Source organism: Gordonibacter sp. 28C (genome assembly GCF_003339845.1).
GTDB lineage: Bacteria > Actinomycetota > Coriobacteriia > Coriobacteriales > Eggerthellaceae > Gordonibacter.
In genome coordinates this window covers 289,433-302,578 of sequence record NZ_PPTR01000002.1, presented here as the reverse complement: position 1 = coordinate 302,578, position 13,146 = coordinate 289,433, and the positions used below count along the sequence as shown (strand labels likewise).

The 13,146-nt window shown below is 67.7% G+C and carries 8 protein-coding genes; 3 read left to right on the top strand and 5 right to left on the bottom strand.

Going from position 1 to position 13,146, the window contains the following annotated elements; all coding sequences use genetic code 11:
* Positions 1-41 precede the first annotated feature (41 nt).
* The 4 genes from C1878_RS03630 to C1878_RS03615 all read right to left on the bottom strand — a co-directional run bounded on the left by C1878_RS03630 (position 42) and on the right by C1878_RS03615 (position 6,791).
* Positions 42-686, bottom strand: a complete 645-nt coding sequence (locus C1878_RS03630) for a TetR/AcrR family transcriptional regulator (protein WP_147272898.1) — start codon at positions 684-686, stop codon at positions 42-44.
* Positions 611-5,233, bottom strand: coding sequence for an acyl-CoA dehydratase activase (locus C1878_RS03625; protein WP_114600339.1), 4,623 nt, complete (start codon positions 5,231-5,233; stop codon positions 611-613). The genes C1878_RS03630 and C1878_RS03625 overlap by 76 nt, the downstream gene beginning before the upstream one ends.
* Positions 5,234-5,383: 150 nt before the next feature.
* A complete protein-coding gene (locus C1878_RS03620; protein WP_158539703.1) occupies positions 5,384-6,001 on the bottom strand; it encodes a putative ABC transporter permease in 618 nt (205 codons plus the stop codon).
* A gap of 145 nt (positions 6,002-6,146) precedes the next feature.
* Positions 6,147-6,791, bottom strand: a complete 645-nt coding sequence (locus C1878_RS03615; protein WP_114600337.1) for a TetR/AcrR family transcriptional regulator — start codon at positions 6,789-6,791, stop codon at positions 6,147-6,149.
* A gap of 139 nt (positions 6,792-6,930) precedes the next feature.
* On the opposite strand from C1878_RS03615, the gene C1878_RS03610 reads away from it, so the two are divergent.
* Together C1878_RS03610 and C1878_RS03605 are read left to right on the top strand one after the other, a co-directional pair.
* Positions 6,931-8,376: an ABC transporter permease gene (locus C1878_RS03610; protein WP_114600336.1), complete on the top strand. Its 1,446-nt coding sequence runs from the start codon at positions 6,931-6,933 to the stop codon at positions 8,374-8,376.
* Positions 8,377-8,546: 170 nt separating this feature from the next.
* Positions 8,547-9,002, top strand: a complete 456-nt coding sequence (locus tag C1878_RS03605) for an MGMT family protein (protein WP_241963587.1) — start codon at positions 8,547-8,549, stop codon at positions 9,000-9,002.
* A gap of 131 nt (positions 9,003-9,133) precedes the next feature.
* Here the strand turns inward: C1878_RS03605 and C1878_RS03600 are convergent, their stop codons facing one another.
* Positions 9,134-10,252: a hypothetical protein gene (locus C1878_RS03600; RefSeq protein WP_114600335.1), complete on the bottom strand. Its 1,119-nt coding sequence runs from the start codon at positions 10,250-10,252 to the stop codon at positions 9,134-9,136.
* A gap of 206 nt (positions 10,253-10,458) precedes the next feature.
* Here C1878_RS03600 and C1878_RS03595 point away from each other — a divergent pair, with 206 nt between their 5' ends.
* On the top strand, positions 10,459-13,092 hold the full coding sequence (locus tag C1878_RS03595) for an RNA helicase (protein WP_114600334.1): 2,634 nt from the start codon (positions 10,459-10,461) through the stop codon (positions 13,090-13,092).
* The last annotated feature ends 54 nt before the right edge of the window (positions 13,093-13,146 follow it).

Below are 13,146 nucleotides of genomic sequence, written 5' to 3'. Positions count from 1 at the left end.
TCGAGGGGCCCCTCGACGCGACGGCGCGAGGCCCCTCGACGTCATGGCTTCGTGCTTTCCGCAATGCGGGCGACGATGGCGAGCCGCGCGCGCAGCTCGTTCTCGGAAACGTTCTGCGCCGCGCTGATCTTGTCGAGCAGGAACCAGGCGTTGCTCTGCAGGAACATGAGCGCCGGTCGATAGGCGTCGGTGCCGCCCGACTTGGTTGCGCCTGCGAGCGCGAGCAGTCCCAGCGTGCCGCTGACCGAGTACTCGATGGCGAGCCGCGCCTCTTCTTTGAGCGGCGAGCCGTCGGGGCAGAGGACGGTCGTCCACATCCGCATTGCCACTTCCAAGGTCTTCGCCAGCACGAGGCCCATGCCCCCGCGGTCCATGACAAGGCGCACGCGCTCGATGCTTCGAACGCTTTTCTGCCAGTTCTCGGACGGCTCCTGGCCGGCGGTCAGGCGGAAGACGGCCGCCGGCCAGGAGCCGTCCGCGGTGAGCTCGCGCTCGAGAACGCTGCTTACGAGGTCGTTCAGGTCGGTGTAGTAGTAATAGAACGTTCCGCGATTGCAGCGCGCCCGGTCGGTGACGTCTCCCACCGTCATGTCGCGGAGATGGCGGGTCTCTAGCAGTTCCCAGCAGGCGTCGCCGATGCGTTGCCGTACGTCGGGTTCTCCTGGTTGCTTCTTCGGTCTTGCCACGGTTGCTCCTTGGGTCGCGACGGCGACGGCGCGATGGCGCCGATCGTGTTCGTTGCCTCGTTCGGGTCGATCGCGTTCGGCTCGGCCGCTTGCGCGCGGGCGTTCATGACGAGCATCTGCAGGCGGTTCTCCACGTTGGCGAAGCTGACGTCGGGGTCGTAGTCCAGCGGCAGTATCTGCACGTTAGGATAGCGCCGCTTCAGGCTTTTCGCGATGCCGCGCCCCACCACATGGTTGGGCAGGCAGCCGAACGGCTGCAGGATGACGAAGGCGCGGCAGCCGTGCGCGGCGTGATGGAGTATCTCGCCGGGGATGAGCACGCCCTCGCCCGCATCGAACGTGTGGTGGACTATGTCGTCGCTTTCGCGCACCAGCTCGGGCATGCGAACGGCGCGCTCGTAGAGTGGGTGGGCGGCCGCGATGCGGTCGCACGCGTCGTGGGCGACCTCGAAGACGTTGTCGGCGACGGCGAACCAGGCCCTCTTCGGCAGCGGGCGGTCGACGTGGTACTCTCTCACCTGGGCGTGTTGGTAGAAGTACGTCTTGCGGATGACGTCGGTCATGCGCGCTTCGACGACCTCGAAGCCGCTGCGCTCCAGGTAAGCCTCGATATCGTGGTTCGCGCCGGGGTGGAAGTTCAGGAGGTACTCGCCGACGATGAGCACGCGCGGGCGCGGACGGGAGCGATCGTAGCGCACCCGTCCCATGATGCGCACGGCCTGCTTGAAGCCGCGTTTCGCGCCGCCGACGCCGTCGCGCTCCAAGCCTTCGACCACGCGGTCGAGGGCGGCCTCGAAGGCGCGGTCGGAGGAGCCCGGTTCCAGCTCGTAGGGGCGCATCTTGCGCAGCAGCTCCTCCAGCACGTCGACCATGGGCAGCGCGAAGGCGATGCGCACGGCCGACGCGACGCTCAGGCGGAAGCCGGGGTGCAGGTCGTGGTCGTCCGCGTCGTCGTTCGTGAGGATGGGGACGCGCTCGTATCCGGCGTCGTCAAGAGCCTTTCGCAACAGCGCGCTGTAGTGGGTGAGGCGGCAGTCGCCGATGTACTTGCCCATGCCGATGGCGACCTCGTCCGCGTCGTAGCGACCGCTCTCGAGGGCGGCCAGCGCTTCGCCGATGACGATTTGCGCGGGAAAGCAGATGTCGTTGTGGACGTAGCGCTTTCCCAGCCGGATGGCGTCGTCGCGGCCGATGTCGAGCGGCTCGGCGCGCAGTCCCTGCTTGCGGAACGCGGCCGTCATGAGGCGGCAGAACGCATGCGAGGTGTTCGGCACGAGCACCACCTTCTCGCGCCGGTCCCGCTCGCGGTACTTCGCAGGATAAGGATCGGGCAGGGAACGCGGCGCGGGGAGGCTCCGCGCCTCTGCGGCGCCCGGCGCGGGGCGCGCCCCGGCGTTTGCTTCGCTTCCGGCCCGGATGGCCTTTCGGCGACGGAGGTCAACGGTCTCCACGAACGAGCGCACGCGGATGCGCAGCGGACCCTCGGCGTCGCTCTCGTCCACCTTCAGCACGAGCGGCGCCTTGCCGCCCGCCTCTTTCATGAGGCGGGCGATCTCGTCGGACAGGTAGGCGTCGTGACCGCAGCCGAAGCTCACCACCTGCGCGTACTCGAGGTGCTCGCTGCGCGCGGCTATGAGCGCGCTGGCGAGCATGCGGGCGTGGTAGTTGTTGACGATGTCCAAGCGGCTGTTCGAAAGGTCGACGTCGCGCACGCCGGGCACCGCGTCGGCGGTGAGCACGGGCACGCCGTATTCCACGAACAGCCCAGGGAGCCCGTGGTTGACCAGGGGATCGTTCTGGTAGGGGCGCGAGGCCAGCACCACGGCGTAGCCGCCCGAGCGCTCGACGCTCTCCAGCACTTCGGCGCCGCGCCGCTCGAGCTCGCTTTTGAAGGCGGCCTGTGCCGCGTCGCCCGCCGCAATGGCGAGCTTGACCTGGTCGGCGGGAATGCCGAACGTCTCGTTCAGGTATGCGGCGAGCTGGCGTTCGCGGTCGCGGTTGGTGTACCAGTGGAACAGCGGCGTGTCGAAGGGAACGGCCCAGCGACTCTGCGGGTCGTCGGACGAGCGGACGACCATGGGGTAGCCTTTGACCACTGCGCACATGGACTCGCTCGTGTCCGCCGTGCCCTCGGGCTCCACCACCGTGACCATGGGCATGAAGATGCGGTCGACGCCCCGCTCGGCAAGGTCGCGCACGTGCCCGTGGACGAGCTTGGCGGGAAAGCACACCGTGTCGGAGGTGACGGAGGACAGCCCGCTTTCGTACAGCGCGCGCGAACTGGGCCGCGACAGCCTCACCGTGAAACCGAGGGACCGGAAGAGCGTGCGCCAGAATGGCGCGTTGTCCCAGAGCGACAGCACGCGGGGCAATCCGATGACCGTTCCGTTCTCGGGCGCCAGCCGGGCGTGCGGGTAATCTCGGAACAGCAGGGCCTCGCGTTCGTCGAACAGGTTTGGCACGCCGTTGCGCTCTTCGGCCGCGCGCTTCGCCTTCTGGCGCACTGCGGGATCGGCCGGATCCCCGACGACTTCGCCCTTCGGGCAGCGGTTGCCGGTGACCAGCACCGTGCCGGACGAGAACCGCGCGAGCGTGCGGTTGCAACGGTTGGAGCAGAACGGGCAGGGCACGTCCTGCTCCTGCGTGCACGAGAGCGTCTCCAGCGCGTCGAGCCCGATGAAGCTTGTGCGATGGGCGGCGGTCCCGCCCGGTTCCGCCTCCACCCGCTCCTTGGTCAAGAGCGCCGCGCCGAGGGCTCCCATGAGCCCGGGGTGGGGCGCGCGCACGACAGGGCGGCCGATGTAGGCCTCGAAGGCGCGCAGCACGGCGTCGTTGGCGAACGTGCCGCCCTGCACCACGATGCGCTCTCCCAGGCCGTCCAGGTTCGACACGCGGATGACCTTGGTGAACACGTTCTCCACGATGGAGCGGCAGAGCCCCGCCATGATGTCGGCGGGCGTCTTCCCGCTGCGTTGCTCGGTGACGATGCCGCTGTTCATGAACACGGTGCAGCGGCTGCCGAGCGACGCGGGCGACGCCGACGAGAACGCGGCCTCGGCGATGCCCTCCACGGGAATGCCGAGCGTTGCGGCGAACCCCTCCAGAAACGAGCCGCACCCCGACGAGCACGCCTCGTTCACCACGATGTTCGTGATAACGCCGTCGTCCATCCAAATGGCCTTCATGTCCTGGCCGCCTATGTCCAACACGAACGTGGCGTCGGGCTGGCAGGTGCGGGCGGCCCGGGCGTGGGCCGAGGTCTCCACAACGTGGCAGTCGGCGCGGTACGCTTCGGCGAACAGCATCTCGCCGTAGCCGGTGGTTCCCGCGGCCACGATGTCGAGGCCGGCCCCCGCGCGACGGTAGCGGTCGCGCAGCGCGAGCAGGGCGTCGCGCGTCACGGCGAGCGGCTCCCCCTCGTTCGAGGCGTAGAACCAGTCGAGAAGGCCCCCGTCTTCTCCGATGAGGGCGAACTTCGTCGTGGTGCTGCCTGAGTCGATGCCCAGGTAGGCTCGCACCGCCTCGCCGCGCCGGGGCTCGTGTCGGCGGCCGTCGGCGGCCGCATGGCGCAGCTCGAAGGCGCGGCGCTCGTCGGCGTCGGCGAAAAAGGCGGCGGCCGCGTCGTCCGCGCGCGCCGCGTCGTCGTCGAGGATCGCGAGGACGGACGCCGCGCGATCGAGCTCGAGGGCGGGGGCGTTCTCGGCAAGGGGGCCTCCCACCGCGAGCGCGGCGCCCAGAGCGACGAAGGTCTCGGGATGCTTGGGCACGACGACGTCCCCGTCGTCGAGGCCGAGTCGTTCGGCGAACACGCGCACGAGCGTGGGGTTGAACGTCAGGGGGCCTCCTTCGAACACGACGGGGGCCTCGATGTCCAGGCCCTGAGCCAGACCGCCGATGGTCTGCTTCGCCACGGCGTGGAACGTGGACAGCGCGAGGTCCTCTTTGGGCACGCCGCGGTTGAGCAGGGGCTGGATGTCGGTTTTGGCGTACACGCCGCAACGTCCCGACACGACGTGCACCGACGTGCCGCAGGCGGCCAGCGCGTCGAATTCTTCGACGGGCACGTTCAGCAGCGCGGCGATCTCGTCGAGGAACGCGCCCGTTCCGCCGGCGCACGAGCCGTTCATGCGCATGTCGGAGACTGTCGGCTGCCCGGTGCGCTCGTCGGGGGAGAGGAAGACGATCTTCGCGTCCTGGCCGCCCAGTTCGATGGCCGTGCGCGCGGAAGCGTGGCGGTGTTGGAGGGCGACGGAGTTCGCCACCACTTCTTGGATATAAGGTGCGCCCAGAGCTTCGGCCACGGTGGTGCCGCCCGATCCGGTGACGGCGCAGCGCATGGTCGCGCCGGGCAGCGCTTCGCGGATCTCTTCGAGCAGATGCGCGACGCTCGAGGTTTGGCGCGCATGGTGGCGGCGGTATCGGGAGAACAGCACCTCGCTCGTCGCGGGGTCGATGGCGACCGCCTTGACCGTGGTGGACCCCACGTCGATGCCGACGCGCAAGGAGGGCGAAGGGGTTCGTTCCGTTTCCGGTACCGTTCGTGACATGGCAACTCCTCGACATCTTGCCGGGTTCTTTTGCCCTCCTGATCTAGCGCAGCCTGCGAAAGAACGGGCCAACCGCGTAACGTGATGTCCTCTAGTTGCATTGTATTAGGCATATTGTTTAAATAAAATAAACAAATTGTAATATTTTGTTCAACGATCGTCGCCCCGATCGGCGAGGGAGGGGTAGAGCGACATGGTTTGGAAGCGCCCTTCCATGAACCCGTCGTCGAAGTGCTCGGCGAAGAACTCCTGCACGGGGGTGTCGACGGAGGCGCCGGCCAGCCGCTCGAACCAGCAGTTGAAGGCCATCAGCGTGACGACCACGTCGACGGCGACGAACGCCGCCAGGACCGCCGTGGCGGCGGTGCGCAAGGGCGCGGGGATCAGGTCGACGAGGCGCATGACGGCCGGCAGCACCCCTTTCATCCACACCAGGCCGGCCAAGCCCCAGACGAGCGCTATCCCCAAGCAGGTGTAACCCCCGATGTTGAAGGGCTGGTCGGCGTAGCTCCAGGCGACGATGCCGAACGCGCTTTCCCAGAACCAGCCGGCCACGAGCTCGAACAGGCCGCCGACGACGGCCGCCGCCGCGAACAGGACGATGGTTCGCGCGTCGCGCAGCCGGTTGAGCGCGACGGTGACCAGCACGCCGCCCACGCCGTAGATGGGCGAGAGCGGGCCCCACACCAGCCCGGCTCGATCCTTCCATACGCCGTCCACGGGATAGCTCACCAGCGTTTCCACGACCAAGCCTCCGACGCTGCACACGATGAAAATCCAAAACAGATTGTAGAAGCTCGGGGCGACGAAGCGACCGGGATCGACGGGGCGCTTGCCGTGCGCGACGTTTGCGACGGGGGTTCCTTTCGGCCCCCGTGCGCGCTTCCGATGCTTCGCCGAGGCAAACACGGCGCTACTGGTTTTCCGCTTGCGGACGGGACGGTCGACCGTGAGGGTTCTCGCTTGCAGCGGCTCGCAGCGTTTCCACGACCTTCGCCGAGGCGGTTGCCGCGATGCCCGAGCCGAGGATGGCTTGTATCGGATTGGCGTTGTTCCCGTGGCAGGCTTCGTCGCTTATAATCTCGAGCAGGCCGCCCAAGGTGAACCTGACCACCACCATGGCCTCGCTGCTCAAGCGCGACCCGTCCACGTTGAACAGGTCGAACCAGGTTTGCATGACCAGGTTTTTGAGCACGGACACCAGCTCGCTCGATCCGTGCTTGCCCACGACCAGCAGCGCCCGATCCAGGCGCTTTTTAAGGTTGGGCTCGTTTGCCAGGGCGCTTATCTGGGCGTCGTCCATGTCCTCCGGCAACCCTCCCCTCATCAGAAGCATGCGGGCGACCTCTCGAGGGAGCATATGGTCGAGCGCCTGTTCGGCCAGCGCCTGCAGCCCGTCGTAATGGTAGTAGAAGGCGTTTTTGTTGACATGGGCCCGCTGCGCGATCTCGCCGACGGTGATCTTGGCGTAGGGCTTCTCGGTGAGGGCCTCCCAGAACGCTTCCTCCATGCGTTCGCGGGCGCTGGGCCCCTCCTGGTCTTTGCGCGGTCGTGGCATCGCTGCACCTCAAAACTAGACAACGAGAACAATATTATCTATTTTAATTAGTCAGATAGACCAATAAAATGCCCTCTAAGGATAAGTGATGCCGAAGGGTCGGTCAAGTGCCCGGCGGCAGATTGGAAGGAGGCTCCCGATGTTCGAAAAACTCGGGAAAGCGAAATACGTGGTGCCGTTAGTGCTCGGCATCGTGGTGGCGTGCGTCATGTCCGTCATGTTCTACCCCATGGCCAACATGGAGATGAAGGGGTTGCCGTTCGCCGTGCTCTCGCTCGACGAGGGCGTGGAGACGTCGCAGGGCACCATGAACGCCGGCGAGACCATGATCGAGGGCATCACGTCCTCGACGACGGAGGACGGCGAGGAATCGCCCATCGCCTGGACGAAGGTGGGCAGCCAGGAGGAGCTGGACGAGGCCCTTGAGAACGGCGAGTACTACGGCGCGCTGGTCGTGCCTGCGGACTTCAGCGCCCAGCAGATGGCTGCGAAGCAGGCCGAGACGCAGGCGTCGCTGGCGCAGGCCCAGGCTCTGATGGCCGCGCAGGCGCAGGCGGCGGCCGCCGCCCAGGCCGCGGCTGCCGGTGGCGCCGCTGCTGCGGGCGACCAGGCCGCGGCGATGGCGGCGCTGGCCGCTGGCGGCGACGCTGCTGGGGGCGATCAGGCTGCGGCTATGGCCGCCGCAGCTGCGGGCGGGGCGACTGACGCAAGCAGCGACCAGGCCGCCGCGATGGCCGCCGCGGCCGGTCAGACCGGCGCTTCCGACCAGGCCGCCGCGCTGTCCGCGCTTGCCGGGCAGTCCGAAACGGCGACGGAAACCGCCGATGTCGAGGCCCCCGCGCTCAAGGTGATCATCGACAAGGCGAAGAGTCCCCTGGTGGCCAGCCAGATGAGCACGAGCATCTCGTCGATGTTCCAGGAAATGGGCGTCGAGGTTGACGTCGAGACCATCCACACCGGCACGGCTTCCGGCGACGACGCCGCATCGGCGAATCCGATGTCCGGCATGGTGTCGCTCCAGCTTGCCATCATGCCCCTGTTCATGGTTTCGATGATGACCGGCCTGTTCCTGAGCCGCATCTTCAAGAAGAAGCCCGGCGCGACGAGCGCCGAGCGCTGGAAGTCGATCGGCATCCAGGCGGCATACGCCGTTGCGGCCTCGCTGATCGTCAGCCTGTGCGCGTACTGCATGCTGCTGTGGGTTGCGGGCATCGAGGCTCCCATGGGCACCATCGTGCCATTCATGTGGCTCGCCAGCTTCTGCGTGATGCTGCTGTTCGTGGGGGCGTTCAACATCTCCACAGGGCTCGGTGCGCTCCTGGCGGTGGTGGGATTCGCGCTCGGCATGATGACGGGCACGTTCCCGTTCGAAGCTCTGCCGGCGTTCTGGCAGGACTGGGTGTACCCGTGGGCGCCGCAGCGCTTCATGAGCGAGGGTATCCGCGCCATCCTGTACCTGGATGCGGGTGCTTGGAACGCAGGCAGCGCCCCGCTCGTGATCGTCGGCGTGGTCGGTGCGGCGCTGGCGTGCATCGCGGCGCTCCTTCCCGGCAAGAAGGCCGAGAAAGAGGTCGTCGCGGCTTAGCCGACCTTGCATAGCGCGCGAAACGGAAGGCGGGCTTCGGCCCGCCTTCCTGCGTTTGCGCTCTCAAACTGCAAAAAGAACAGCGCTCTATCGCAGGCTGCGTCGGGGGTGCCGGGCGCGGGCGTCAGGTTGCGGTATCATGATCTTGAAAAGGCGTTCGAAAAGGTGCCTTGCCCCAAAAGGAGCCTGGCCTCTTCTGGGGCATTGGGACGGGCGAGGGGGTGGTGGCCGTGCAGGATGCGGCGGCAGCGGGCTCGGGGATGATCGAGATGGACGACCTGTTCTTCGAGCGCGTGTACGAGCAGGTTCGCAGGGTGCCGGCGGGGTCGGTGTGCACGTACGGCACCATCGCGGAGCTGGCGGGATACCCCAAGGCGTCGCGCGAGGTGGGGCTCGCCATGAGCCGCGTGCAGCGCGGGTGGGATCTGCCGTGCCATCGCATCGTGAACGCCAAGGGAACGCTCGCGCCGACGTACGCATTCGGCGGGAAGCGCGTGCAGCGGCGGCTTCTGGAAGACGAGGGCGTGGCCTTCGCGGACGACGAGACCATCGACATGGCGAGGCATCGCTGGCCTCCCCTCGAGACGTCCGGCGGACCCGAGCAGCTGGCGCTGCCGCTCGGGTAATCGTTCGAGGCCCCGGTTGCGAGCCGTCGGCTCCGACCGGCCTTGCGCCGCCGACGGTCCGGCGGCCCGTCGGCGATGTGCGGCCCGCCCGCCTGCCCGTGCACCGTTGGCCGGACGGCGGCGCGCGCCCGCTACAGCCCGAGCCCCTTCGCCACGTTCGCGATGAAGTCCTGCACGTTCGTCACGATGCCGCGCGAGGCCAGCGAGCCGCGGTCGGTGAGCTTGTTGACGGCGAACTCGGCGATGTCCACGCAATAGAAGTACACCTGCCGCACGGTGCCGTCCTCGAGCACGCGGTAGGACGGCGTCATGTTGCCGGTGGCGATTGAATGCAGCATGGTGGCCATGCACACGACGGTGGTTGCTTTGCGCAGGTGGTGGCGCATGGCGTCCTGCGCTTCGTAAACGTTGCTTATCACGCTGGGCATCGGGCCGTCGTCTCGGATGGAGCCGGCCAGCACGTAGGGCACGTTGTTCTTCTCCAGCGCGTACATGATGCCGTTGTCCACCTGCTCCTCTTCGAGGAACCGGGCGATGGAGCCGTGGAACCGCACGCGGTTGATGGTGTCCAGGTGGTTGTAATGGCCGAGCGGGCGGTTCTCCTGCGTCTCGATGTCCTGCCCGAGCGCCGTGTGGAAGTACGAGCCCTCCAGGTCGTGCGTGGCGAGCGCGTTGCCGGCGAACACCGCGTCGGCAAAGCCGGCGTTCACGATTTTCGAGAAGGCCGTGCGCGAGAAGCCGTTGAACGAGAACGCCGGCCCCATGACCCACACGATGTAGCCGTGCTCGCGCTCGTACTTCAGCAGCTCGTAGAGCTCGTCGTACTCGCGGGAGAACGCGGTTTCCCGCGAGCGGCCCAGGCGGAAGGCGAAGTTGTCCGCGCGTCGGCCCGCGTCATCGGGCGCCTCCGCGCCGCAGTCGGCGGGGCAGAAGCCGTCGGTATGGACGTAGATGCCGTGTGCGCCCGTTTCCGTGCGGCCGCACACCACGAGGTCGCCCTGTTTGAGGTGGCGGAACTCGCGCACGTGTATCTTCCCGCCTTCGTAGACGGGCACGCAGTCCATGCGGCTGTCCTCGGCGAGCAGCCATTCTCCGTCGATTTTGAAGTACTCGGGGTACACGCTCAGGGCGTGATAGCCTTGCGGGGCCACGCCGTCTTTCGGGGCGGGCTCCATGACCGCGTCCGGCGCGTCCGCGAGCGGGGCCTTCGCGAAGTCGGGCGCGGTGTAGGGGTTCAATGCGAAGCTCATGGTCGACCTCCTGGTCGAGGTGGAAGGGAGGGGTTTCGCCCGTCCCTTGTCTGTTCGGTGCTCGATTATAACAGTATGCGGGCCGCGCAGGGCGACGGGAGGGATCGTGCATCCTCGGTTGATTCGGCGTTCTCGGGCGGCGTGCGGGGGCGGTTGCGAGTAAAATACGCATTCGACGTGATTTCGAGCCCCGGAGGTTGCCCCGCATGGTTGAACGCTCAGCAGAAGAAACGACGGAGTCCCTCCAAGGGGAGGCCTTCGCGCACGGTTCGCTCGGGCGGCTCGCGCCCCCGTGGTGGGAGCCCGAGGAGGGTGAGCCCGAGCCGGAGCCGTGGCTGACGCCGGACGAGGCGCTCGATCGGTTCCTCGAGTGGACGGCCGCGCGCGGCATCGAGCTGTGGCCGCACCAGGAAGAGGCGCTCATGGACCTCATGGTGGGCGACCACGTCATCTTGGGCACGCCCACGGGGTCGGGCAAGTCGCTCGTGGCGCTGGGGCTGCATTTCATGGCGCTGGCCACGGGGCGCCGGGCGTACTACACGGCCCCCATCAAGGCGCTCGTGAGCGAGAAGTTCTTCGATTTGGTTGACCTGCTGGGTCGCGAGAACGTGGGCATGATCACGGGCGACGCCCACATCAACGCGGGCGCGCCCGTCATCTGCTGCACGGCCGAGATACTGGCGAACCTCGCGTTGCGGGAAGGGGAACGCGCCGACGTGGGCTGCGTGGCCATGGACGAGTTCCACTTCTACGGCGACGCGGACCGCGGCTGGGCGTGGCAGGTTCCCCTGCTCACGCTGCCGAAGACGCAGTTCTTGCTCATGAGCGCCACGCTGGGCGACGTGACCGACATCGCCGCGTCGCTTAAACAGCGCACCGGCACGGACGTCGACGTGGTGGCCGACGCGCCGCGCCCTGTGCCGCTGGCCTACGAGTACGTGGAGATGCCGTTGGAGGGCACGGTGGAGCTGGCGCTGCGCAAAGGAGAGGCCCCGCTGTACCTGGTGCACTTCTCGCAGGACGCGGCGCTGGCCACGGCCCAGTCGCTGTCGAGCTACGGCGTGGCCAGCAAGGAGCAGCGCGAGCAGGTGAAGGAGGCGGTGAAGGGAACGCGTTTCACCACGGCGTTCGGCAAGACGCTCAAGCGCCTGCTGGCAAGCGGCGTGGGCGTGCACCACGCGGGCATGCTGCCGCGCTACCGTCTGCTGGTGGAGAAGCTGGCCCAGCAGGGGCTTCTGCCGGTGATCTGCGGCACGGACACGCTGGGCGTGGGCATCAACGTGCCCATCCACACGGTGGTGCTCACGGCGCTCACGAAGTTCGACGGACACCGCATGCGCCGGCTGCGCGCCCGCGAGTTCCATCAGATCGTCGGGCGGGCCGGGAGGTCGGGCTTCGACACCGAGGGCATGGTGGTCGCGCTCGCGCCCGAGCACGACATCGAGAACGCGAAACTGCTGGCGAAGGCCGGCGACGATCCGAAGAAGATCCGCAAGATCAAGAAGCGGCAGCCGCCCGAGGGCTTCGTCACGTGGAACAAGCAGACCTTCGAGCGGCTGATCGAGGCCGTGCCGGAAACGCTGAAGCCGCGCATGAAGATCACGCACTCTATGGTGCTGTCCGAGGTGGTGCAGGGCGGCGACGCGTACAGCCGGGTGCGCCGGCTCATCGCCGACTCGGCGCAGACCGACGAGGAGAAGGCGGCGCTGCGGGTGCGCGCCGACGAGATATTCGACACGCTCGTCAACGCCGACGTGGTGGAGCGCCTGGAGGGCGAGGACGGCGCCGTGGAGTACGTGACCACGGTGGATCTGCCGGAGGACTTCGCGCTGGACCAGCCCCTGTCGCCGTTTCTGCTGGCGGCGCTTGAGCTGTTGGACCCCGAGGACGAGAGCTACGCGCTCGACGTCATCTCCATGGCCGAAGCCACGCTGGAGAACCCGCGCCAGGTGCTGCGCGCGCAGGAGCGCCAGGCGCGCGAGAAGGCCATCGCCGAGATGAAGGCCGACGGCGTGGAGTACGACGAGCGCATGGAGCGCATCGCCGAGGTGACGTACCCGCGTCCGCTGGAGGATTTGCTGGATGCCGCGTTCGAGCGCTACTGCGAGGAGGTGCCCTGGGCGCGCGACTTCCAGCTGGAGCCGAAGTCGGTGGTGCGCGACATGGTGGAGACGGTGTCGGACTTCAAGACCTACGTGGGCCGCTACAAGATCGCGCGGTCGGAGGGAACGCTTTTGCGCTACCTGGCCGACGCGTACCGCGTGCTCGACCGCACGATTCCGGCCGAGCGGCGCGACGAGCGCTTGGAGGACATCGTGGCGTGGCTCGGCTTCGTGGTGCGCTCGGTGGACTCGAGCCTGGTGGACGAATGGGAGAGCGCGGGATCCATCTTGGACGCCGCGCCCCCGCAGGCGGGCGACGCGGTGGTGGCCGACCGCCGCGGGCTCACCGTGCTCGTGCGCAACGCGCTGTTCCGCCGCGTGCGGCTGGCCGCGCAGGGGCGCGTCGCCGAGCTGGGAGCGATCGATGCGGAGTGGGGCTGCGGCGAGCCGCGCTGGCAGCGCGCGCTGGACGCGTACTTCGAGGCGCACGAGGAGATATCCATCGATGCGGACGCCCGCTCGATGGCCTACCTCTCCATCGACGAGGCAGACGAGAAGGCAGACCGCGTGTGGCACGTGCACCAGATATTCAGCGACGAGGCCGGCGACCACGACTTCGGCATCATGGCGGATGTGGATTTGGACGCCACCCAAGAGGAGGGCGAGGCCGTGTTCAAGAACTTCCGCGTGGGGTTCGCCGAGGAACTGCTTTCGCCCTCCGTAGGGGCGATCTCCTGACCGCCTGCTCGCGCAAAGCGTGAGAGCCCGGTTGTCTGAGCGAGCGGGCTCGGA